21 protein-coding genes are annotated in these 21,690 nt (G+C 65.1%); 11 read left to right on the forward strand and 10 right to left on the reverse strand.

Features of this window, described 5'->3' with window-relative positions; all coding sequences use genetic code 11:
* Positions 1–81: 81 nt before the first annotated feature.
* The 5 genes from AC1RWL_RS30505 to puuE form a co-directional block, all read right to left on the reverse strand.
* Entirely contained in the window at positions 82–879 is a 798-nt protein-coding gene (locus AC1RWL_RS30505) for an SRPBCC family protein (RefSeq protein WP_493097248.1), read from the reverse strand.
* Positions 863–1,474 carry a helix-turn-helix domain-containing protein gene (locus AC1RWL_RS30510; RefSeq protein WP_493097247.1) on the reverse strand — a complete coding sequence of 204 codons (612 nt, stop codon included), beginning with the start codon at positions 1,472–1,474 and terminating at the stop codon, positions 863–865. Before AC1RWL_RS30510 ends, AC1RWL_RS30505 begins: the two co-directional genes overlap by 17 nt.
* 95 nt (positions 1,475–1,569) lie before the next feature.
* Positions 1,570–2,055, reverse strand: a complete 486-nt coding sequence (locus AC1RWL_RS30515) for an ureidoglycolate lyase (RefSeq protein WP_493097246.1) — start codon at positions 2,053–2,055, stop codon at positions 1,570–1,572.
* On the reverse strand, positions 2,052–3,059 hold the full coding sequence (gene alc, locus AC1RWL_RS30520) for an allantoicase (protein WP_493097245.1): 1,008 nt from the start codon (positions 3,057–3,059) through the stop codon (positions 2,052–2,054). The genes AC1RWL_RS30515 and alc overlap by 4 nt, the downstream gene beginning before the upstream one ends.
* Before the next feature lie 8 nt (positions 3,060–3,067).
* Positions 3,068–4,486, reverse strand: coding sequence for an allantoinase PuuE (gene puuE / locus AC1RWL_RS30525; RefSeq protein WP_493097244.1), 1,419 nt, complete (start codon positions 4,484–4,486; stop codon positions 3,068–3,070).
* Between the two features lie 162 nt (positions 4,487–4,648).
* On the opposite strand from puuE, the gene uraH reads away from it, so the two are divergent.
* Genes uraH through xdhC form a run of 4 tightly spaced genes read left to right on the forward strand, consistent with a single transcriptional unit; the run spans position 4,649 to position 9,707 of the window.
* Complete coding sequence (gene uraH / locus AC1RWL_RS30530; RefSeq protein ID WP_493097243.1) at positions 4,649–5,014, forward strand: hydroxyisourate hydrolase; 366 nt, start codon at positions 4,649–4,651, stop codon at positions 5,012–5,014.
* A 3-nt stretch (positions 5,015–5,017) separates the two neighbouring features.
* Entirely contained in the window at positions 5,018–6,496 is a 1,479-nt protein-coding gene (gene xdhA, locus AC1RWL_RS30535) for a xanthine dehydrogenase small subunit (protein ID WP_493097242.1), read from the forward strand.
* A 3-nt stretch (positions 6,497–6,499) separates the two neighbouring features.
* The gene (gene xdhB / locus AC1RWL_RS30540; RefSeq protein WP_493097241.1) at positions 6,500–8,854 is read left to right on the forward strand and encodes a xanthine dehydrogenase molybdopterin binding subunit; all 2,355 of its coding nucleotides are present in this window, start codon (positions 6,500–6,502) and stop codon (positions 8,852–8,854) included.
* Positions 8,855–8,858: 4 nt separating this feature from the next.
* A complete protein-coding gene (gene xdhC / locus AC1RWL_RS30545) occupies positions 8,859–9,707 on the forward strand; it encodes a xanthine dehydrogenase accessory protein XdhC (protein ID WP_493097240.1) in 849 nt (282 codons plus the stop codon).
* Here xdhC and AC1RWL_RS30550 read toward each other — a convergent pair.
* Positions 9,697–10,641 carry a LysR family transcriptional regulator gene (locus AC1RWL_RS30550; protein ID WP_493097239.1) on the reverse strand — a complete coding sequence of 315 codons (945 nt, stop codon included), beginning with the start codon at positions 10,639–10,641 and terminating at the stop codon, positions 9,697–9,699. The genes xdhC and AC1RWL_RS30550 overlap by 11 nt on opposite strands.
* A 141-nt stretch (positions 10,642–10,782) precedes the next feature.
* On the opposite strand from AC1RWL_RS30550, the gene AC1RWL_RS30555 reads away from it, so the two are divergent.
* Complete coding sequence (locus tag AC1RWL_RS30555; RefSeq protein WP_435266924.1) at positions 10,783–12,024, forward strand: urate hydroxylase PuuD; 1,242 nt, start codon at positions 10,783–10,785, stop codon at positions 12,022–12,024.
* Positions 12,021–13,355: a guanine deaminase gene (guaD, locus tag AC1RWL_RS30560; protein WP_493097238.1), complete on the forward strand. Its 1,335-nt coding sequence runs from the start codon at positions 12,021–12,023 to the stop codon at positions 13,353–13,355. Before AC1RWL_RS30555 ends, guaD begins: the two co-directional genes overlap by 4 nt.
* Here the strand turns inward: guaD and AC1RWL_RS30565 are convergent, their stop codons facing one another.
* Together AC1RWL_RS30565 and bhcR are read right to left on the reverse strand one after the other, a co-directional pair.
* Positions 13,356–13,652 carry a hypothetical protein gene (locus AC1RWL_RS30565; protein ID WP_493097237.1) on the reverse strand — a complete coding sequence of 99 codons (297 nt, stop codon included), beginning with the start codon at positions 13,650–13,652 and terminating at the stop codon, positions 13,356–13,358.
* Positions 13,653–13,707: 55 nt separating this feature from the next.
* Positions 13,708–14,535 (reverse strand): HTH-type transcriptional regulator BhcR, encoded by an 828-nt coding sequence (gene bhcR, locus AC1RWL_RS30570; RefSeq protein WP_256121349.1) that lies wholly within the window; start codon positions 14,533–14,535, stop codon positions 13,708–13,710.
* A 165-nt stretch (positions 14,536–14,700) separates the two neighbouring features.
* Between bhcR and gcl the strand changes: the two genes are divergently transcribed.
* The 4 genes from gcl (at position 14,701) to AC1RWL_RS30590 (ending at position 19,631) form a co-directional block, all read left to right on the forward strand.
* Positions 14,701–16,485: a glyoxylate carboligase gene (gene gcl / locus AC1RWL_RS30575; protein WP_493097236.1), complete on the forward strand. Its 1,785-nt coding sequence runs from the start codon at positions 14,701–14,703 to the stop codon at positions 16,483–16,485.
* Between the two features lie 10 nt (positions 16,486–16,495).
* Complete coding sequence (gene hyi / locus AC1RWL_RS30580; RefSeq protein WP_439626119.1) at positions 16,496–17,275, forward strand: hydroxypyruvate isomerase; 780 nt, start codon at positions 16,496–16,498, stop codon at positions 17,273–17,275.
* A 35-nt stretch (positions 17,276–17,310) separates the two neighbouring features.
* Positions 17,311–18,195 (forward strand): 2-hydroxy-3-oxopropionate reductase, encoded by an 885-nt coding sequence (locus AC1RWL_RS30585; RefSeq protein ID WP_435266919.1) that lies wholly within the window; start codon positions 17,311–17,313, stop codon positions 18,193–18,195.
* A gap of 167 nt (positions 18,196–18,362) precedes the next feature.
* A complete protein-coding gene (locus AC1RWL_RS30590) occupies positions 18,363–19,631 on the forward strand; it encodes a glycerate kinase type-2 family protein (protein ID WP_493097235.1) in 1,269 nt (422 codons plus the stop codon).
* 170 nt (positions 19,632–19,801) lie between these two features.
* On the opposite strand, the gene AC1RWL_RS30595 is transcribed toward AC1RWL_RS30590, so the two are convergent.
* Together AC1RWL_RS30595 and AC1RWL_RS30600 are read right to left on the reverse strand one after the other, a co-directional pair.
* Positions 19,802–20,461, reverse strand: a complete 660-nt coding sequence (locus tag AC1RWL_RS30595; RefSeq protein WP_256121354.1) for a peroxiredoxin — start codon at positions 20,459–20,461, stop codon at positions 19,802–19,804.
* Positions 20,462–20,719: 258 nt separating this feature from the next.
* On the reverse strand, positions 20,720–21,301 hold the full coding sequence (locus AC1RWL_RS30600) for an IMPACT family protein (RefSeq protein WP_493097234.1): 582 nt from the start codon (positions 21,299–21,301) through the stop codon (positions 20,720–20,722).
* 151 nt (positions 21,302–21,452) lie between these two features.
* Between AC1RWL_RS30600 and AC1RWL_RS30605 the strand changes: the two genes are divergently transcribed.
* Complete coding sequence (locus AC1RWL_RS30605; RefSeq protein ID WP_435266916.1) at positions 21,453–21,644, forward strand: hypothetical protein; 192 nt, start codon at positions 21,453–21,455, stop codon at positions 21,642–21,644.
* Positions 21,645–21,690: the final 46 nt, after the last annotated feature.

Here is a 21,690-nt window from a genome sequence, read left to right on the forward strand (position 1 = left end):
GGGTCAAGCCCGAGCATGACGGAGGAGAGCTTTGTGGAAAGTGCCAAAAGGGCCGCGTGATCAGCGCGGCCCGTTTTCGTTTCAGGATTTTGCGATGCCATCGAGCCAGGCCTGCCATGTCGGCTCGGTCGCAGCGGCGGTCTCCGTGGCTTTCGGGCCGTAGAAGAAGCGGCAGACGCTGAGTCGGACCGCTTCGCCCATGCGGTAGATGCCGAACAGGCCGACGCCGGGCACGTCGCTGGCAATGTGCACCAGAACGTAGCGCTGCTCCTCGTCCTGTCGCACGCGAACCACTTCGCCGAAAAATGTTTCGCCGGCGTCGACGGTCCAGTTTTCGCCGGCATCGGCCGTTTCGTGGCCGAGCCCGTCGAGCAGCTTGCGCCAGACCACGAGGTCTTCGCCCTTCGCTTCGGCGCTGATCTGGAAGGACGCGGCGGTGTCGCCGGCATGATGGCGGAGATAGAGCCGCAGCACTTCGAAGAAGCCGGGCCAGCCGGATTCGAACCCCTCCATCTGGCTGTCCCAGTCATCGGTCGAAGAGAAGAGGGAATGCACCATGCGGATCAGGCACTGGTCGCCGGAGCGCGCGACGATGCTGATCTCGGTGGCGACCGGCGGCGCATTTTCGGCCCAGCCCACCTCCACATAGCCGAAACGGTGCGGCGGCTCCCACTGGGTGACCGTGCCGCCGGAGGTGACCCCCGGCATGAAATGGAAGGTGATCTGGCCGCCGATCTTTCCCTCGATCTCGGCCGTGGTGAACCAGGCAGTGTTGCCAGGTCCGGTCGCGATTGCCTGCCAGACCTGGTCGGGGGTGCCGGGCACCAGAAATTCCATCTCCACCCAGCGTTTGCCGGTGGCGTCAAAGTTCGTCGGCATGGGTCTTCCTTTCGGTTTCCGGAGGTGCGGGATATGCGGCGACCACCAGCCTGTGCGGCCGGCCGCCCGGGGTCGTGTCGTCATGATAGCGGGCGGCGAGCGCCGCGACCGCGTCGGTGAGATCGGCGGTGAAGGCGGCGCGTGCGGTGGGCGAGGCGAAGCGGATCGTCGTGTCGATCGAGAGCGTGGCGAGCCGTTTGTCCGAAGCCCGCGCGCTGCGCCAGAGCGCGCCGACCTCGCGCACGATGCGGGCGGCGAGCGCGATGAGGTGACTCGCGGAGAGCCGGTCGCCATTGAGAGCGGGATCGGCGCCAACCGGGCCGAGTACCGCGGGCGAGACGACGTAGGAGCGCGCCGTCGCCACCATCAGCCGCTCGGTGATGCCACCCCAGTGGCGCGCCTCGGTCTGCTCCACCAGCTTGCCCTCTTCCAGCGCCTTGAGGTGATAGTTGACCTTCTGGCGCGTCAAGCCGACGCGGCCGGCAAGCGCGGCTGCGGAGGAGGGAACCGAGAGTTCGGCGAGAAGCCGCGCCTTGATCGGGTCGAGGGCGAGGGCGGCCGCTGCCGGTGTATCGAGGATGTCGAGATCGAGCATGCCGCAGGATTCCATTGACAAGAAAATTTGTCAAGGAGGCCAAAAAGTGCCGGCCCGTGGAGGCGGGCCGGCGGATCCGCTGCCCGGTGGATGGATCAGCGGATCAGGAAGGTTTCATCGTAGAAGTGCTCTTCGAGGTTCACGCCCTCGCCTCCGCGGTCGACCACGGCAAAATCGGAGACGGTTTCGAGCGGGGTCAGGATGCCGTGCCAGACATTGCGACCGATATTGACGCCCTGCCCGGGTGCCGTGCGAAAGGCGATCGGCTCGGCCGGGCCGTTTTCCGTCTCCTCGGCGACGACGACGAGGAAGGGGCTTTCGCCGAGCGGAATGAAGGCCTGGCTGCCGAGCGGATGGCGCTCGACCATCTTCAGTTCCAGCGGCAGCGGATAGGGCTCGCCGCGCAAGAGGCTGATCATCGGCCGGGCCTTTTCGCCGGTCGTCTCGATATGGGCGAGGTCGTGGAAGCGGGTGCATTTGCCCGCATTGATCGGGAAATTCGGCGCCCCGTCCTGCTCGATGACCTGGCCGAAGGGCGCGAAGGCCTCCCGGGTCAACCGTCTGATCTCGATGGTCTTCATGTCTTTCCTCCCTCGGCCGGATGGCCAAAAACACGCAGGCGGCTGACGCCGCCGTCCGGATGGATGTTGAGGCGGACATGCGTCACCGCACCCGCCCGCTTCACGAGATGGCCGTCGAACGTGTGGATACGGTCGGCGGCCAGTTTCTGCTCGGGCAGGATTTCCTGCCAGAACATCGACGCGGCTTTGACAAGGGTGGGGAGGTCCCCCGTCGAGCCCGTCAGGTCGGCGGCCTGCATGGAACAGGCATCCGGGTAATTGCCCTTGAAATGGGCGGTATCGACGACGATGCTCTCCACCGTCGCCCGCGTGGCGAGCTTGACCACGATCCATTCGTGGCCGGGCTCGCGGCGCCGGCTGGTCTCCCAGCCGTCACCCATATTGACGCCGCGGCCGGGCGCGAGCAAGCGCTGATGGCCGTAATGCCCGTTCGAAAGCGCGATGACCTGCCCGCCGGTTAGCGCCGCGGCAAGGTCGATCGGCCCTTCGGCAGGGACGAGCGTCGGAATGCCGTAGACCCGCAACCGCGCCACCCCGCCATCGGGATAAATGCGAAGCCGCACATGGCTGTAGAGCCCGTCTGCGGCGCAATCGAAGAAATGCTGGGCGCTCGGCCCTAGCGGGCTGGGTCCAAGCAGTTCCACCCAGGCCGTCTGGTCGTCGGGGCCTTCCGGCGCATGACAGGCCTCGATGGCGCAGGCTGTCGGGAAATTGCCGGTGAAAAAAGCGGTGTCGACGTCGAAGCCGCGAATGCGACCGGGCGTGGCGAGCGCGATGACCGCGTGGTCATGGCCCGGCCCGCGCCGCCGCCGCGTTTCCCAGCCGTCCATCCACTTGCCGTTTTCGTCATAAAGGCCGGGGTGGAAGACGGCCGGTTCATCGGCCAGCATGCGCGACAGCGGCCCGAAGAATTCATCCGTCGCGAAGACGCCCCTCGCCCCGAGGCTGGCCGCGGCAAGGTTGATCGTTCCACGGGTGAACGCGGGCAGGGCGCCGGTCGACATGGTCTCTCTCAGGCGGGCAGCAGGGCTTTGAGCCGCAGCAGGCCGATCCGCTCCACCTGCTTGCAGGCAGTAGCGAATTCGACGTCGCGGTCATTGCCGATGCGTGTCTGGAAGGCGGCGAGGATGCTGGCCTTGGTATTGTCCCTGACCGCAATGATGAACGGGAAGCCGAATTTCCGGACATACTCCGTGTTGAGTTCGGTGAAGCGCGCCCGCTCCTCGTCCGTCAATGCATCGAGGCCGGCCGACGCCTGCTCCTCGGTCGAGCTTGCCGTCAGGCGCTTGGCCTCGGCCAGCTTGCCGGCGAGGTCCGGGTGGGCGACGAGCACGCCGAGCCGTTCGGCATCGCTTGCCGCGCGGAACTGGAAGGTGAGCGCTGCAGCAAGGCCGATCGCGGTATCGTTAGCCGGCGAAAGTTCTCCGGCCCAGGCGCGGCGCGCGACCCAGGGCGAATGCTCGAAAATATCGCCGAAGCGTTTGACGAAAGCCTCTTCCGGCATCTGCGAGGGGCGCTCGGCCTGCTTCTGCGGCGGATGGGTCTTCGCCCAGTGCTCGGCAATGTCGATGCGGCGCGCGATCCAGACCTTGTCGTGGCTCTGCACATAGTCGATGAAGCGGGCGAGCGCCATGACGCGGCCGGGCCGGCCGATCAGGCGGCAGTGCAGGCCGATGCTCATCATCTTCGGGCTGCCCGCCTTGCCTTCGGCATAGAGCGCGTCGAAAGAGTCTTTCAGGTAGCTGAAGAACTGGTCGCCGCTGTTGAAACCCTGCGGCGTCGCGAACCGCATGTCGTTGGCGTCGAGCGTATAGGGGATGATGAGCTGCTGGCGGCCGCCATGCTCGTACCAATAGGGCAGGTCGTCCGCATAGGTGTCGGACACATAGTCGAAGCCGCCTTCTTCCGCCACCAGATCGACCGTGTTCACCGAACAGCGGCCGGTATACCAGCCGCGCGGCCGCTCGCCGGTGACGAGCGTGTGCAGGCGGACCGCCTCGGCAATCGCTGCGCGCTCCTCTTCGGCCGACATATCCTTGTGCTCGACCCATTTCAGGCCGTGCGAGGCGATTTCCCAGCCGGCTTCCAACATGGCGGCGACCTGGGCCGGCGAGCGTTGAAGTGCGGTCGCGACGCCATAGACCGTAACCGGCACGGCCTTTTCCGTCAGCAGCCGGTGCAGCCGCCAGAAGCCGGCGCGGGCGCCATATTCGTAGATCGATTCCATGTTCCAGTGGCGCTGGCCCGGCCATTGGGCGGCGCCGACGATTTCGGAGAGGAAGGCCTCGGAGGCGGCATCGCCATGCAGCACGCAGTTCTCGCCGCCCTCTTCGTAGTTCAGCACGAACTGCACGGCGATGCGCGCCTCGCCCGGCCACTCGGCCGCCGGCGGTGTCTGTCCGTATCCGTGCATGTCACGGCAATATCGCATGGGAACGCTCCTCCAAACCCTGTCCATGGCGAATTTCTAACCCGAAATCGCGTGGGCCATTCCCCCGGAAATTTTGAAAGTCTCGAACGATCCCGCCGCTTTTCAGGGGGTAGGGGCTGACGGATAGTGGAGAGAGGAGCACTGTGTACGCGGAGGAAGATCATGCAGTCACATTTGGAGCGAGCCGGCCGGCTCACGACCCACGTCCTGGATACCGCCCGCGGCAAACCGGCGGAGGGGCTGCGCATCGAACTCTTCCGGGTCGAGGGCGATACCTTCCATCTGCTGAAGACCACCGAGACGAACGATGACGGCCGCTGCGACGCGCCGCTTCTCGCCGGCGAGACCATGAAGGCCGGCACCTACGAACTGCGCTTCCACGCCGGCGACTATCTCGGCCGCACGGGCGATGGCCCGATGTTCCTCGATATCATCCCCATCCGCTTCGGCCTTGCCGACGAGGGCGCGCATTATCACGTGCCGCTGCTCGTCTCGCCCTTTAGCTACTCCACCTATCGCGGGAGCTGAACCATGCCTGTCGAGATCCGCTCCGAGCTGCGCTTCATCCTCAACGGCCGCGACGTGGCGCTGCGCGATGTGGCGCCGGACCACACGCTGCTCGACTGGCTGCGCCTTTCCCGCCTGCTCAAGGGCACCAAGGAAGGCTGTGCGGAGGGCGACTGCGGCGCCTGCACGGTGCTGGTCGGGCGCCTGACGCCGTCCGGCGGCCTCGTCTATGAAGGCGTCAATGCCTGCATCCGCTTCCTCGGCTCGCTGGATGGCTGCCATGTGGTGACCGTCGAGCATGTTGCCGCAAGCGACGGCCATCTGCATCCCGTGCAGCAGGCGATGGTCGATTACCACGGCTCGCAATGCGGCTTCTGCACGCCGGGCTTCGTCATGTCGCTTTATGCGCTGTGGATGCAGTCGCCGAACCCGAGCGACCAAGAGATCGAAACGGCGCTCCAGGGCAATCTCTGTCGCTGCACCGGCTACGAGCCGATCCTGCGCGCCGCGCGCGCCATTTCGAGCTACGGCAACACGGACAAGGACCCGCTGCTCACCGAGCGCGCAACCATGATCGCGCGCCTCAAGGGCCTGCGCGATGGCGCCCGTGTCGAGATCGGCGAGGGCAAACACCGCTGGATCGTGCCGGCGAACCTCGACGATTTTGCCGCCGTGCTGGAAGCCTCGCCGACCGCCACCGTGGTCGCCGGCTCCACCGATGTCGGTCTGTGGGTCACCAAGCATATGCGCGCCATCACGCCGGTCTTCATCGCCGGGCTTGACGAGCTGAAGGCGATTTCCGTGCAGGACGGCATCGTCTCCTTCGGCGCCGGCGTCACCTATTCCGAGGCGATCGCCACGCTGTCGCAGCATATCCCGGCGCTCGGCCCTTTGATCACCCGCATCGGCGGCCAGCAGGTGCGCAACATGGGCACGATCGGCGGCAACATCGCCAACGGCTCGCCGATCGGCGACACGCCGCCGGCGCTGATCGCGCTGGATGCATCGCTCACCTTGCGCAAGGGCGCGGAGCGGCGCACCATCCGGCTCGAAGACTATTTCATCGCCTATGGCAAGCAGGATCGCCAGCCCGGCGAATTCGTCGAAGCCGTGCAGGTGCCCATTCCCGCCGCGACGGAAAAATTCGCCGTCTACAAGGTGACCAAGCGGCGCGACGAGGACATCACGGCAACGCTCGGCGCCTTCCGCCTGGTGCTCGCCGACGATGGCACGGTGGCCGACATCCGCATCGCCTATGGCGGTATGGCGGCGACGCCGAAGCGCGCCGCCGCGGTGGAGGCGGCACTGCTAGGCCAGCCGTGGTCCGAGGCGACGGTGGGAGCGGCGATGGAAAAATATGCCGAGGACTTTTCGCCGCTGACCGACATGCGCGCCACCGCGGAGTATCGCGCCCTGGTGGCCAAAAACCTTCTCCTGCGTTTCTATATGGAAACGACGTCCAGCGAGGCACCGGTGCAGGTGTCCAGATACGAGGCTGCGTGAGCCATGAACAAGCACACCCCTGACCTCAAGGCCGAAAAGATCGCCGGCGGCGTGCATTCCAGCGTGCGCCACGACTCGGCGCACAAACATGTCGCCGGCACCGCCGTCTATATCGACGACATCACGGAACCCGCCGGCACGCTGCATGCCGGCCTCGGCCTTTCGACCGTCGCGCACGGCATCCTGAAGTCCGTCGATCTTTCTGCCGTGCGCGCCGCGCCGGGCGTCGTCGACGTGCTGACTCACGAGGACGTGCCCGGCGTCAACGACATCTCGCCCTCCTACATGAACGACGATCCGGTGCTGGCGAACGGCAAGGTCGAGTTCCACGGCCAGCCGATCTTCTGCGTGATCGCCGAGACGCGCGAAGAGGCCCGCCGCGCCGCGCGCCTTGCCAAGATCGAGTATGAGGAACTGCCGGCCGATATCGACATCTGGGACCTCGACGTCAAAACCCATCGGCAGGTGGTCACCCCGCTGACGCTGAAGCGCGGCGATGCGGCAGCCGCCCTCGAAAGCGCCCCGCGCCGCATCAAGGGCCGCATGCGGCTCGGTGGGCAGGACCACTTTTATCTCGAAGGCCAGGTTTCGCTTGCCGTGCCGGGTGAGGATGACGAGGTGCTCGTCTATTGCTCGACACAAGGCCCGAGCGAGACACAGCACATGGTCGCGCACGCGCTCGGCGTGCCGAGCCATGCCGTGACGGTGGAAGTGCGCCGCATGGGCGGCGGCTTCGGCGGCAAGGAAACCCAGGCGAACCAGTGCGCCGCCTTGGCCGCCATCGCCGCCAAGAAGCTGAACCGCGCCGTAAAAGTCCGGCTCGACCGCGACGAGGACATGGCCGCCACCGGCAAGCGGCACGATTTCGCCATCGACTACGATGTCGGCTTCGACGACGAGGGCCGCATCCTCGGCATCGACTACACCTTCGCGCTGCGGGCCGGTTTTTCGGCGGACCTGTCCGGCCCGGTGGGCGACCGGGCGCTGTTCCATTGCGACAACGCCTATTTCTTCCCGCATGTGCATGCCAAATCCGCGCCGCTCTACACCAACACCGTCTCCAACACGGCGTTCCGTGGTTTCGGCGGTCCCCAGGGCATGGTCGGCGCGGAACGCGTCATCGACGAGGTGGCCTTCGCCGTCGGCAAGGACCCGCTCGATATCCGCAAGCTGAATTTCTACGACGCGATGGGCGTGGAGGGCACGCGCAACGTCACGCCCTACCACCAGAAGGTGGAAGACTGCATCATCCAGCGCATCGTCGCCGAGCTGGAAGAGAGCGCCGACTATGCCGGCCGCCGCAAGGCGATTGCTGAGTTCAACGCGAAGAGCCGCATCGTCAAGCGCGGCCTGGCGCTGACGCCCGTCAAGTTCGGCATTTCCTTCACCAAGACGGAATCGAACCAGGCCGGCGCGCTGGTGCATGTCTATACGGACGGCTCCGTGCACATGAACCACGGCGGCACCGAGATGGGCCAAGGCCTGCACCTGAAGGTCGCGCAGGTCGTCGCGGAAGAATTCCAGATCGATCTCGACCGGGTGAAAATCACCGCGACGACGACCGCCAAGGTGCCGAACACCTCGCCGACCGCCGCCTCCTCGGGCGCCGATTTGAACGGCATGGCGGCGCAGAATGCCGCCCGCCAGATCAAGGACCGGCTCATCGATTTCGCGGCGGAAACACACCAGGTGCCGCGCGAGCAGGTGGTGTTCCTGCCCAACCGGGTGCGCATCGGCAATGCGGAGATCTCCTTTAACGATCTCGTCAAGAAGGCCTATATGGCGCGTGTCCAGCTGTCGGCCGCCGGCTTCTACAAGACGCCGAAGATCCATTGGGACCGCTCGAAGGGCCGCGGCCACGCCTTCTACTATTACGCCTATGGCGCGGCCTGTTCCGAAGTCTCCGTCGATACGCTGACCGGCGAATATATCGTCGAACGCACCGATATCCTGCACGATACCGGCCGTTCGCTGAACAAGATCATCGATATCGGCCAGATCGAGGGTGGTTTCATCCAGGGCATGGGCTGGCTGACGACCGAGGAACTGTGGTGGGACGGCAAGGGGCGGCTTCGCACGCATGCGCCCTCTACCTACAAGATCCCGCTCGCCTCCGACCGGCCGAAAATCTTCAACGTAGCGCTCACCGACTGGTCGGAGGCCTATGAGCCGACGATCCATCGCTCAAAGGCCGTCGGCGAACCGCCGCTGCCGCTCGGCCTTGCCGTGCTGCATGCACTGTCGGACGCGGTGGCGAGCGTTGCGGATCACAAGATCTGCCCGCGCCTCGACGCGCCGGCAACGCCGGAATGCGTGCTGATGGCGATCGAGCGCCTCAAGGCTCAGAAGAAGGGGTGACGTCATGCCCGCCCTGCGCGAAGATATCCGGGATTTTCTGCGCCGCGAACCGGTGTCGATCCTGGTCGAGGTGACGGGTGCCGCGGGTTCCACGCCGCGCGACACCGATGCCTGGATGCTGGTGTCGGACCGGGCGATCTTCGCGACGATCGGCGGCGGGCAGCTCGAATATATGGCGATCGATCAGGCGCGGCGCGCCTTGCGCTCCGGGCTTGCGGCCGAGCCGATGAACGTGCCGCTCGGCCCGGAGATCGGCCAGTGCTGCGGCGGCCGGGTCGGGCTTTCCTTCACCGCCATGAACCCGGGGCTCGCCAAAAGCCTGATTTCCCGCAGCGATCGCGAAATGGCGGCGCGCCCGCATGTCTACGTCTTCGGCGCCGGCCATGTCGGCGATGCGCTCGCGATGGCGCTGTCGCTGGCGCCCTTGCGCGTCGTGCTGGTGGATACGCGGGAGGACGAGCTCATGGCGTCCACGGTGCCGCGCATTGGAACCTGCCTGACGGCCATGCCCGAAGCCGTGGTGCGCGACGCGCCGGCCGGCAGCAGCTTCGTCATCCTCACCCACGACCACGCGCTCGATTTCCTCATCACCGCCGAGGCGCTGAAGCGCGCCGACGCCGCCTATGTCGGCATGATCGGCTCGAAGACGAAACGCACGACCTTCCGCAACTGGCTGTCGCGCGAATTCGGCCAGCCGGGCCTGTTCGAAAACCTCATCTGCCCGATCGGCGGCACCACCCTCAAGGACAAGCGCCCGGCGGTTATCGCGACGCTCGCCGCCGCCGAGATCATGACGGCGGCGCTGAACTGGACCGATAGCCGGGTCAATAGATTGCGGGCCGTCAGCCGCTAGCAGTTTCGTCGGCAGGCGCGTCACCGAGCAGCTTGCCGATCAGCCGCTGACATCGCTCGGCCATGAAGTCGATCATCAGGCGGACCTTCGGGTCCTGGAACCGCTTGTGCGGATAGATCGCGGCGAGTTGCACAGAGGCGGGCGGGGAATCCTTCAGGATTTCGACCAACCGGCCTTCCTTCAGATGCGCCTTCACCTCGAACAGCGGCTTGTTGATGATGCCGCGGTCCTCCAGCGCCCATTGGGTCAAGACGTCGCCGTCGTCGCTGTCATAGGGGCCGGCGACTTCGAATTTGCGCGGGCCTTCCGCGGTCAACAGCGTCCAGAAATATTCCTTCGAACCGGGATACCGCAGCAGCAGACAGTCATGTTTGTCGGCAATCAACGCATCCGCAATTGCCGGCACGCCGCGCCGCGCGAGATAGGCGGGCGACGCACAGAGCACGCGTTCGCAATTGAGGATGCCGCGCATGCGGAGATTCGAATCCTCCAGCACGCCGAGCTTGAAGGCGACATCGACGCCTTCGGCGAGGATATCGACATTGTGGTCCGACAGGCGCACGCGCACTTCGATATCGGGGTACTTGTCGTGGAATTCCGGAATGCCGGAGGCGATCAGCCGCCGGCCGATGCCGAGCGGCGCGGTGATGCGGAGCGATCCCTTCGGGTTGCGCGAGAGGTCGGCGATCGCCGCCTCCGCCTCGTTCACCGCCTCGATGATCTTGACGGCGCCGTCGTAGAAGACGCGGCCGTGTTCGGTCGGTGAGAGCTTTCGCGTCGTGCGGTTGAAGAGGCGCACGCCGAGATGGCGCTCCAGCTCCTTGATGCGATTGCTGGCGACCGCCGGGGTGACACGCTGGTCGCGCCCTGCCGCTGAAAGAGTACCGAGTTCGACCACGCGAACGAAGACGCGCACATTATCGAGATAGGACATGGATTCCTTCTACCACATTGGCGTGCAGAGCAAAGTGGGGGCCATCTTATAGATTTTTTTGAAAGTGTTGGGGATTCACCGGGATTTCCGAGAAAATCGCTTGATGGCAAACAAGCCCATGAAAAGTGGGTGGAGGTCCCTATGTACGAATATGCCATAGCCTGGGATTGGCTGATGTTTGCCGTGCGCTGGCTGCACGTGATCACGGCGATCGCCTGGATCGGCTCGTCGTTCTATTTCGTCGCGCTCGACCTGGGCCTGAAGAAGCATCCCGCCCTGCCGCCGGGCGCCCATGGCGAGGAGTGGCAGGTGCATGGCGGTGGTTTCTACCACATCCAGAAGTACCTGGTGGCGCCGGCCTCGATGCCCGAGCACCTCGTCTGGTTCAAGTGGGAAAGCTACGTCACCTGGCTCTCCGGCTTCGGCATGCTCTGTCTCGTCTATTATGCGGGCGCCGACCTCTACCTGATCGACCCGAACGTGCTCGACGTCTCCAAGCCCGTGGCAATCGCCATCTCGCTGGCCTCGCTCGCCTTCGGCTGGATCATCTACGACCTCATCTGCAAGTCGCCCTTCGGCAATGACAACACGCGGCTGATGGTGGCGCTCTATTTCATCCTGGTCGCGGTGGCCTGGGGCTACACCCAGCTCTTCACCGGCCGCGCCGCCTTCCTGCATCTCGGTGCCTTCACGGCGACGATCATGTCGGCGAACGTGTTCTTCATCATCATGCCGAACCAGCGCGTCGTCGTCGCCGACCTCATTGCCGGCCGCACGCCCGATCCGAAATACGGCAAGATCGCCAAGCAGCGCTCCACGCACAACAATTACCTGACGCTGCCCGTGCTGTTCCTCATGCTGTCGAACCATTATCCGCTGGCCTTCGGCACGGAGTTCAACTGGATCATCGCCTCGCTGGTCTTCCTGATGGGCGTCACGATCCGCCATTACTTCAACACGACCCACGCCAACGCCGGCAACCCGACCTGGACCTGGCTTGCAACCGCGCTGCTCTTCGTCCTCATCATGTGGCTCTCCACGGTGCCGAAGGTGCTGACCGGCGAGACGGCGGATGCCAAGGTCTCGGCGGTCCAGCAGTCCTTCATCACGGCGGAGGCCTTCCCGAAGGTGCGTGACACGGTGCTCGGCCGCTGTTCCATGTGCCATGCCAAGGAACCCGGCTGGGAGGGCATCATCACCCCGCCGAAGGGCGTGGTGCTGGAAACGGATGGCGAAATCGCCGCCCATGCCCGCGAGATCTATCTGCAGGCCGGCCGCAGCCACGCCATGCCGCCGGCAAACCTGACGCAGATTTCCGACGAGGAGCGCCGTCTGCTCGTCTCCTGGTACGAAAGCGCCGTGAGCGGGGAGAAAATCCAATGAGCGAACGTCTGATCCGGGGCCGCGTGCTCACCTTCGTCACCGAGCCGCAGGGCATCGACGATACCGCCTCCTACCGCTATTTCGAGGACGGCGCCGTCTTCGTGCGGGGCGGCAAGGTGGTCGAGACCGGCAACTATGCCGATGTCCGCAAGCTCGCCGGTGCCGAGGTCGAGATCGCCGATCACCGGCCGAACCTCGTCCTGCCCGGCCTCATCGACACGCATCTGCATTTCCCGCAGACCCAGGCGATCGCCTCCTACGGCGCGCAGCTTCTCGAATGGCTGAACACCTATGTCTTCGTCGAGGAGCAGAAGTTTTCGCGTCCCGCCCATGCGGCGGCCGTTGCGGATCGCTTCATGGACGAGCTGCTCTCGAACGGCACGACGACCGCCGTCGCCTATTGCTCGGTACATCCCGAAAGCGTCGACGCCTATTTCTCGGCGGCCGAAGCGCGCGGCATGCGCATGATCGGCGGCAAGGTGATGATGGACCGCAATGCGCCGGATGCGCTACGCGACACGCCGCAGCAGGGTTATGACGAGACGAAACGGCTCATCGAGAAGTGGCACGGCCGCGGCCGCGCGCATTATGCGATCAGCCCGCGCTTCGCCATCACCTCGACGCCGGAGCAGCTGGAGATGAGCCAAGCGCTCGTCGCCGAACATCCCTCCTGCTACGTCCAGACGCATCTTTCGGAAAACCGCGACGAAATTGCCTTCGCAACTTCGCTCTATCCGGAGGCCAAGGACTATACGGATATCTACGCCCGTTACGGACTGCTGAACGACCGCATGCTGCTCGGCCATTGCATCTACCTGAGCGACCGGGAGATTTCGGTTCTCGCGGAGACCGGCGCCGTCGGCGTCTTCTGCCCGACCTCGAACCTCTTCCTCGGCTCCGGCCTGTTCGATCGCGACCGTTTCGACAGGCTCGGCGCGCGCTGGTCGGTCGCCACCGATGTCGGCGGCGGCACCAGCTTCTCTATGCTGGAAACCATGGACGAGGCCTACAAGGTGCTGCATCTGCAGGGCCAGCGGCTGACGCCGTTCAACTCGTTCTACCGCATGACGCTCGGAAATGCCCGCGCCCTCGGGCTGGAAAACCATATCGGTTCGCTGCATTCCGGCGCGGATGCGGATATCGTCGTGCTTGATTCCAGCGCTAAGTCGGCGATGGAATATCGCATGCGCACCGCGACCTCGCTGCTCGAAGAGCTGTTCATTCTCCAGACCATGGGCGACGACCGCTGCGTCGCCGAGGTCTATGTCGCCGGCAAGGCGATGAAGGGGAAGGGCAAGGCCGTCGAAAAACGCGTTCTCGAAACGGCCTGATTATTTGACGGTGCAAACGCCGTTCGCGCCGCCGTGTCCGGTATAGGACACGTCGGGCGAGCCGTCCGGGCGGATGGTGAGCGAGATCGTCACGCCGCCACCCTTGGCCTCGTAATAATTGTCGTTGAAGACGTGGAGCTTGGCTTCCTTGCCGTTGATGTAGACCGGCCCGCCCTCGTCGGCATGGACCTCGATCTTGCCGGGGCAGGTGGCGTTGACGAGCGGGATCTTTGCAAAGGCCGGGCTTGCGGCAAGAAGCGCGAAGGCGGCGGCAACGGCGGGGCGGACGGTGCGCATCGGGAAATCCTCTCGTGATTTTCACCGGGCAAAACTGAGCCCTTCGCCGGCAAAGTCAAGCGCGCTTCGAGCGTCCACCCATCGCCTTGGTTAACTCTTCCGCAGCCGCGCGCACGACCGGCCCGAAGGCGCCGACCTTCTCGTCCGGCAGGCGCACCGCCGGTCCCGACACGGAAATCCCCGCAACGGCCTCGCCATATTCGTCGAAGATCGGTGCGGCCACGCAGCGCATACCGAGCGTGTGTTCCTCGTCGTCGATCGACCAGCCGCGGATGCGGATCTTTGCGATATCCTCCAGCAACATCGCCACGCTGTCGCGGGTCTTGTCGGTAAAGTGCTGCAAGGTGCGGCCGGCGAGCAGCGCCTCGATGCGGGAATCCGGCCAGGTCGACAGGATCGCCTTGCCGATGCCGGACGCATGGATCGGCCCGCGCCGCCCGGGGCGGAAGAAGGCCCGCATCGGCGCATGGCTTTCGACCTGCGAGATGAAGACCACGTCGCCGTCGTCCTCGATGGCGATGTTGGCGGTCTCGCCGCAACCCTCCATCAATTGTTTCAGGAAGGGCCGGCTGATCGTGCCGAGCTTGCGGAAGCGCAGATACGCGGTGCCGATCTCGAAGGCCTTCACGCCGATCGTCCAGGCGCCGGTCTCGTTGTCATGGGTCACCATGCCGTGCTGGGCAAGCGAGGTGAGCAGCCGGTGCACAGTGGAGGGCGCCATCGCCGACTGGTCGGCAAGCTCGGTCAGGCCGGCACCATCGGCCTGCGCGACGAGCTCCAGCAGTTTCAGGCTGCGATCGAGCACCTGCACCGAAGAGGGCGCCGCATTCTCGCCGGCCTTGCGGCCCGGTTTGGCCCGCGTCTTTTCCTGATGGTCCGCCATGTCGTTTTCTCCTGTCCGCCGACGTCATGACATAGCTGGCCCGGATCGATTGTTCCAGTTTCGTTGAAAATGTTTATTTCCACATGATGGGATTGATTTCCATTTTATGATTGCGCGCGACCGGAAATGGGTTACCTTCCAACTCGAGAGACGGAGGAAATTCCCATGGCAAAAATGCGTGCTGTCGATGCAGCGGTCCTGGTTCTGGAAAAGGAAGGCATTGATTGTGCCTTTGGCGTTCCGGGCGCTGCGATCAATCCCTTCTATTCGGCGCTGAGGGCGCGCGGCACGGTCCGCCACGTTCTCGCCCGCCACGTCGAGGGCGCAAGCCACATGGCGGAAGGCTATACCCGTGCCCGGGCCGGCAATATCGGCCTGTGCATCGGCACCTCGGGTCCGGCCGGCACCGACATGATCACCGGCCTCTATTCGGCCTCGGCCGATTCGATCCCGATCCTCTGCATCACCGGTCAGGCGCCACGCGCCCGCCTCGACAAGGAGGATTTCCAGGCCGTCGACATCGCGAAGATCGCAGCCCCCGTCACCAAGTGGGCGGTCACCGTCATGGAGCCGGGGCTGGTTCCCTACGTCTTCCAGAAGGCGTTCCACACCATGCGTTCGGGCCGTCCCGGCCCCGTCCTGATCGACCTGCCGATCGACGTCCAGCTCGCCGAGATCGAATTCGACATCGACGCCTATGCGCCGCTCGAACCCTACAAGCCGTCGGCCACCCGCGCCCAGGCCGAGAAGGCGCTCGCCATGCTGAACGCATCCGAGCGGCCGCTGATCGTCGCCGGCGGCGGCATCATCAATGCGGATGCCTCCGATCTTCTCGTCGAATTCGCCGAGATCATCGGCGTCCCGGTCATCCCGACGCTGATGGGCTGGGGCACGATCCCGGACGACCATCCGCTGATGGCCGGCATGTGCGGCCTGCAGACCTCGCACCGCTACGGCAATGCGACCATGCTCGCCTCCGACTTCGTTCTCGGCGTCGGCAACCGCTGGGCCAACCGCCACACCGGCAATATCCCGACCTATACGGAGGGGCGCACCTTCGTCCATGTCGACATCGAACCGACCCAGATCGGCCGCGTCTTCACGCCCGATTTCGGTATCGTGTCGGATGCCGGCGCCGCGCTGAAACTCTTCCTCGACGTTGCGACGGAGTGGAAGGTCGCCGGCAAGCTGCGCGACTGGTCCGGTTGGGCCGAGGAATGCCGCGAGCGCAAGCGCACCATGCTGCGCAAGACCCATTTCGACCAGACGCCGCTGAAGCCGCAGCGCGTTTACGAGGAGATGAACAAGGCCTTCGATCGCGACACCTGCTACGTCTCGACCATCGGTCTTTCGCAGATCGCCGGCGCGCAGTTTCTGCATGTCTACAAGCCGCGCAACTGGATCAATTGCGGCCAGGCCGGTCCGCTCGGCTGGACGCTGCCGGCAGCGCTCGGTGTGCGTGCCGCCGATCCGGACCGCCCGATCGTGGCGCTGTCCGGTGATTACGACTTCCAGTTCCTCATCGAGGAGCTTGCGGTCGGCGCCCAGCACAAGCTGCCCTACCTGCATGTGGTCGTGAACAATTCCTATCTCGGCCTCATCCGCCAGGCTCAGCGCGGCTTCAACATGGACTTCGAAGTCTCGCTCGCCTTCGACAACGTCAATGCATCGGACGATGCGGAGCCGGGCTACGGCGTCGACCATGTCGCGGTCGCCGAAGGACTTGGCTGCAAGGCGATCCGGGTCCGCAGCCCGAACGAATTCCAGGAAGCCTTCAACACGGCGCAGAAGCTCATGAAGGAACACCAGGTTCCCGTCGTCATCGAGTTCATCCTGGAGCGCGTCACCAACATCGCCATGGGCGCCGACATCAATGCCGTCGTCGAGTTCGAGGAGCTTGCCGAACGCGGCGAAGATGCCCCGACTGCCACGATGGCACTGCTGGACTAAGGAGAAAAAAATGCCGAAATTTGCGGCCAATCTGACCATGCTCTTCAACGAGGCGCCGTTCCTCGAACGCTTCGCGCTGGCCGCGAAGGCCGGCTTCGAGGGTGTGGAATACCTCTTCCCCTATGATTTCGACAAGGAAGCGCTGCGCGCCGCCCTCGATCTCCATGGGCTGACGCAGGTGCTGCACAACCTGCCGGCCGGCAACTGGGCCGGCGGCGAGCGCGGCATCGCCATCCTGCCGGACCGCGTCGACGAGTTCCGCCGCGGCGTGGCTTCCGCCATCGACTATGCGACGGCGCTCGGCTGCAAGCAGGTCAACTGCCTGTCCGGCATCGCCCCGGTCGGCGCTTCCGACGAAGTGCTGCGCTCGACCTTCGTCGCCAACCTGAAGCTCGCGGCCGCCGAACTCGGCAAACACGGAATCCGGCTGTTGATCGAGCCGATCAACCGCTTCGACATTCCGGGCTTCTACCTCAACACGCCCGACCAGGCGGCCTCGATCATCGCGGAAGTCGGCAGCGACAACCTGTTCATCCAGTACGACCTCTATCACCAGCAGCGCACCGAAGGCGAACTGATCGGCACCTTCAAGAAGCACCAGGCGAAAATCGCCCATGTGCAGCTGGCCGACAATCCGGGCCGGGGCGAACCGGGCACCGGCGAGATCGCCTATCCCTTCGTGTTCAAGACGCTCGACGCGCTCGGCTACGACGGCTGGATCGGCTGCGAATACAAGCCGGCCGCCACCACGCAGGAAGGTCTCGGCTGGCTGGCCGAAGTCGGCCGCTGAGCCACCAAACATTTTCAAGACTGGGAGTTAGCATCATGGCAAATATCGGTTTCATCGGCCTCGGCATCATGGGCACGCCCATGGCGCGTCATCTTCAGGACGCCGGCCACACCGTCATCACCTCGAAATTCGCAATCGCACCGCGTCAGGAACTCCTCGACAACGGCCTGAAGATCGTCGACAGCCCGAAGGCGCTGGCCGAGACCGTCGACACGATCATCCTCATGCTGCCCGACACCCCGGAAGTGCAGGACGTGCTGTTCGGTGAAAACGGTGTTTCCTATGGTCTCTCCGCCGGCAAGCTCGTCATCGACATGAGCTCGATCTCGCCGATCGAGACCAAGGAATTCGCCAAGAAGATCCGCGCGACCGGCGCCGAATATGTCGACGGTCCGGTGTCCGGCGGTGAAGTGGGCGCCAAGAACGCCACGCTCTCCATCATGGCCGGCGGCTCGCAGGAAAGTTTCGACCGGGCGCTGCCGCTGTTCCAGTTGATGGGCAAGAACATCACGCTCGTCGGCGATTGCGGTGACGGCCAGGTGACCAAGGTCGCCAACCAGATCATCGTGGCGCTGACCATCGAGGCCGTAGCCGAAGCGCTCGTCTTCGCCTCGAAGGCCGGTGCCGATCCGGCCCGCGTGCGCGCCGCGCTGATGGGCGGCTTCGCCTCCTCGCGCATTCTCGAAGTGCATGGCGAGCGCATGGTCAAGCGTACATTCGATCCGGGCTTCCGCATCTCGCTGCACCAGAAGGACCTGAACCTGGCCCTCCAGGGCGCCAAGGCGCTGGGCGTTTCGCTGCCCAACACCGCCTCGACGCAGGAACTCTTCAACCAGTGCGCCGCTCACGGCGATGCCGGCCTCGATCACTCAGGTCTCGTCACGGCGCTGGAGCGCATGGCGAACCACGCCGTCGCATGACGGCCTGACCGGGCGGGGAGGGGAGCCCCGCCCGGTCACCCATCCTGGAGGAGGAAATACGAGCCCCTCATCCCGCCGCATCATCTTCATTCGGGAGGTGACGCAGGCTTGCGGATGAGGGGCTTCGTGTTCATAAGACCAGCATTCCGCAGACTTGGAGGAACCCCATGCCTGATATCGCCGATCCGCGCGCCTTTCTCGAAACGCTCTTTCACGCCGCGGTCGCCGCCGCCGACCCGGAAAAGGTGCTGGCCGCCAACCTGCCGGAAAAACCGAAGGGCCGCACGGTGGTGATCGGCGCCGGCAAGGGGGCTGCGCAGATGGCCCGCGCCTTCGAGCGCCTGTGGGATGCGCCGCTGACCGGCGTGATCGTCACGCGCTATGGCTATGCCGTTGCCTGCGAACGCATCGAGGTGCTCGAAGCCGCCCATCCGGTGCCGGATGACAGCGGCCTGCTCGCCTCCGGCCGGCTGATGGCCGCCGTGCGCGGCCTCACCGAAGACGATCTCGTCGTGGCGCTGATCTGCGGCGGTGGCTCCGCCCTGCTGCCCGCACCCGCCGGCGACCTGACGCTGGCCGACGAAATCGCCGTCAACCGCGCCCTGCTCGCCTCCGGCGCGCCGATCAGCGCCATGAATGCCGTGCGCAAGCAGGTCTCGCGCATCAAGGGCGGCCGCCTCGCCGCGCTCGCCCACCCGGCGCGCGTCGTCTCCCTCGTCGTCTCCGACATTCCGGGCGACAATCCCGCCCTCGTCGCCTCCGGCCCGACCATCGCCGACGCCACCACCCGCGCCGACGCGCTGCGCTTCATCGAGCGCTACCGCCTCGATCTACCGGAAGCCGTGATGCGCCATATCCGCGATGGCCAGGACGAGCCGCCGCTGCCGTCCGATGCCTGCTTCGCCCGCAACGAGGTCAAGCTCGTCGCCTCCGCCGCCGTCTCGCTGGAGGCCGCCGCCGATGCCGCGCGCAAGGCCGGCGTCGAGGCCGTCATCCTCTCCGATGCCATCGAGGGCGAGGCCGCCGAAGTCGGCCGCGTGCATGCGGCGATCGCAGCGGAAGTGGTGCGCCGCGACCGGCCGTTCCAAAAGCCCGTCGTCGTGCTCTCCGGCGGTGAAACCACCGTCACCATCAAGGGCAAGGGCAAGGGCGGCCGCAACGGCGAGTTCCTGCTGTCCTTCGCCTGCGCCACTGACGGCCTCGACGGTCTCTCCGCGCTCGCCGCCGATACGGACGGCATCGACGGTTCGGAAGACAATGCGGGCGCCTTCGCCGACGGCACCACCGTCGCGCGCCTCGCCGGCAAGGGCAAGGACGCCGCCGACTATCTCGGCCGCAACGACAGCTGGACCGCCTTCGACGCGCTCGGCGACCTTTTCGTGCCCGGCCCGACCGGCACCAACGTCAACGATTTCCGCGCCATCCTCATCCAATAGAAATGAAAACAGCCCCGGCTTGCCGGGGCTGTTTTGTTTCGTCGCATTCCTCCCCACCAACGTCATCCTCGGCCTTGAGCCGAGGATTCAGGCAACGGAGAGGCGGTGGATGCTCGGGTCAAGCCCGAGCATGACACAGGAGAGGTTGGCTCTCTCCGGCCGGTGCCTGATCAGGCGGCCGGCTGCTTGGTCTTGCGCAGATAGGGCAGCACCGTGTCGAAGGCGCCGAAGCGGGTGATGGCGTCTTCGTTGGAAACGGCGGCGGTGATGATGACGTCCTCGCCCTGCTGCCAGTTGGCGGGCGTTGCCACCTGGTGCTTGCTGGTGAGCTGGATCGAATCGATCGCGCGCAGGATTTCCGCAAAATTGCGGCCCGTCGTCATCGGATAGGTGAGGATCAGCTTGATCTTCTTGTCCGGGCCGATGACGAACACCGAGCGCACGGTGGCGTTGTCGGCGGGCGTGCGGCCTTCGGATGTCTCACCGGCGGCGGCCGGCAGCATGTCGTAGAGTTTTGCGACCGCGAGGTCCTTGTCGCCGATCAGCGGATATTCGACGTCGAAGCCGGTGGCGGTGCGGATGTCGTTCTTCCACTTGCCGTGGCTTTCCACCGGATCGACCGAGATGCCGATGATCTTGACGCCGCGCTTGCGAAATTCGCCTTCGAGGCCGGCCATGGCGCCGAGCTCGGTGGTGCAGACGGGGGTAAAATTCTTGGGGTGCGAGAAGAGCACGGCCCAGCCGTCGCCGATCCACTCATGGAAGCCGATCGTGCCGGCGGTGGTTTCGGCGGTGAAGTCCGGAGCGATGTCGTTGATGCGCAGGCTCATGGGTCTCGTCCTCTCTGTCGTGCGGGATCGCAGGCAAACGGCCCGCGAGAATATATCCCGGCGGGTGTAGAACGAAAATTCCGCCTTGCCTATAGCGGCAAGCCGTCGCTGCCGGAGGCGCCGGGAGCGCATCTTTGCGTCTATCCCGCCCCTCGCAACAAGGCATTCGGCGTTGCTTCGCCGCCGCGCCAAACCGTTCTCCGGAAAGGCCGCGAAAGGGAAGGGGATTTTATTTTGGCGAACAGGGTGAATCTGGCCTCAATCGCAGATTTCGGCCCGCCCGCTGGTGAGATCCACGATCAGCCGGCCGGTCTCCTCCGCCTTGTCAGCCGGCACGCGGAAGGATAGGCGTGCGCCCGTATCGTGATAGGCCTCGTCGTCCATCACCAGCCCCGGCAGGGCGGCAAGCCGCGCCTTCACCAGGGCGAGATCGGAAAAGCCGAGCGAGACGGAAAGCGCGACCCGCTCGACATATTCGGTCTTGGCGGCGGCGCGCAGGCAGAGGGCCGCCGTGCCGCCATAGGCGCGGATGAGCCCGCCGCTCCCCAGAAGAATGCCGCCGAACCAGCGCGTGACGACCACAAGCGTGCGATCGAGCGCCTGCCCGTCGATTGCCTGCAGGATCGGCTTTCCCGCCGTGCCGCTCGGTTCGCCGTCGTCGCTGAAGCGATAGGCCTGGCCGATCCGCCAGGCCCAGCAATTGTGGGTGGCCGCCGTTTCGGAAATCTCTGCAAGCCGCGCCTTTGCCTCCACCTCGCTCTCGACCGGGCAGGCGATCGCGCGGAACCGGCTCTTGCGGATTTCCTGCTCGAAAGTCTCGGTCTGGTCCAGCGTATACAAGCGGTCGATCCGGTGGTGTGGAGATGCCTCGTAACCCCACGGGCGCCGTGCAATCAAGGGTCGAATAGAGCACTAATTTTATGGACTATTGACAGATGCCACGATTTTGCCATGATGTTGACCGGATCGTAACAGCAACGGAAGCGATGGCATGATGTATCTCGGTGGCGTGACGCTCGGTTACTTCAACCTCTATCCAGTCGGCTTCCAGCCGAAGACCGAAGAAACCCGCGAGGCCGAAGAGACGGTTGATTCCGGCGAGCAGGACAGGCTTCCGCTCGAAGGCAGCCGGCTTTCCTATTCCCGCCGCCCGGTGCAGTGGCCGTTGCACGTTTTCTTCTGAAGCACGGCCGACTGCAGAAAATCATCGGTGATTTCCTGTGGTCCGG

The sequence above is a fragment of the Shinella sp. GW821-FHT10F02 genome (assembly GCF_058809275.1).

Coding starts and splice junctions, on each gene's coding strand:
- hyi (WP_439626119.1), top strand. CDS start 16,496: ATGCCGAAATTTGCGGCCAATCTGACCATGCTCTTCAACGAGGCGCCG.
- AC1RWL_RS30550 (WP_493097239.1), bottom strand. CDS start 10,641: ATGTCCTATCTCGATAATGTGCGCGTCTTCGTTCGCGTGGTCGAACTC.
- AC1RWL_RS30595 (WP_256121354.1), bottom strand. CDS start 20,461: ATGAGCCTGCGCATCAACGACATCGCTCCGGACTTCACCGCCGAAACC.
- AC1RWL_RS30590 (WP_493097235.1), top strand. CDS start 18,363: ATGCCTGATATCGCCGATCCGCGCGCCTTTCTCGAAACGCTCTTTCAC.
- uraH (WP_493097243.1), top strand. CDS start 4,649: ATGCAGTCACATTTGGAGCGAGCCGGCCGGCTCACGACCCACGTCCTG.
- xdhA (WP_493097242.1), top strand. CDS start 5,018: ATGCCTGTCGAGATCCGCTCCGAGCTGCGCTTCATCCTCAACGGCCGC.
- gcl (WP_493097236.1), top strand. CDS start 14,701: ATGGCAAAAATGCGTGCTGTCGATGCAGCGGTCCTGGTTCTGGAAAAG.
- AC1RWL_RS30555 (WP_435266924.1), top strand. CDS start 10,783: ATGTACGAATATGCCATAGCCTGGGATTGGCTGATGTTTGCCGTGCGC.
- bhcR (WP_256121349.1), bottom strand. CDS start 14,535: ATGGCGGACCATCAGGAAAAGACGCGGGCCAAACCGGGCCGCAAGGCC.
- AC1RWL_RS30585 (WP_435266919.1), top strand. CDS start 17,311: ATGGCAAATATCGGTTTCATCGGCCTCGGCATCATGGGCACGCCCATG.
- xdhB (WP_493097241.1), top strand. CDS start 6,500: ATGAACAAGCACACCCCTGACCTCAAGGCCGAAAAGATCGCCGGCGGC.
- alc (WP_493097245.1), bottom strand. CDS start 3,059: ATGTCGACCGGCGCCCTGCCCGCGTTCACCCGTGGAACGATCAACCTT.
- guaD (WP_493097238.1), top strand. CDS start 12,021: ATGAGCGAACGTCTGATCCGGGGCCGCGTGCTCACCTTCGTCACCGAG.
- xdhC (WP_493097240.1), top strand. CDS start 8,859: ATGCCCGCCCTGCGCGAAGATATCCGGGATTTTCTGCGCCGCGAACCG.
- AC1RWL_RS30605 (WP_435266916.1), top strand. CDS start 21,453: ATGATGTATCTCGGTGGCGTGACGCTCGGTTACTTCAACCTCTATCCA.
- puuE (WP_493097244.1), bottom strand. CDS start 4,486: ATGCGATATTGCCGTGACATGCACGGATACGGACAGACACCGCCGGCG.
- AC1RWL_RS30510 (WP_493097247.1), bottom strand. CDS start 1,474: ATGCTCGATCTCGACATCCTCGATACACCGGCAGCGGCCGCCCTCGCC.
- AC1RWL_RS30515 (WP_493097246.1), bottom strand. CDS start 2,055: ATGAAGACCATCGAGATCAGACGGTTGACCCGGGAGGCCTTCGCGCCC.
- AC1RWL_RS30565 (WP_493097237.1), bottom strand. CDS start 13,652: ATGCGCACCGTCCGCCCCGCCGTTGCCGCCGCCTTCGCGCTTCTTGCC.
- AC1RWL_RS30505 (WP_493097248.1), bottom strand. CDS start 879: ATGCCGACGAACTTTGACGCCACCGGCAAACGCTGGGTGGAGATGGAA.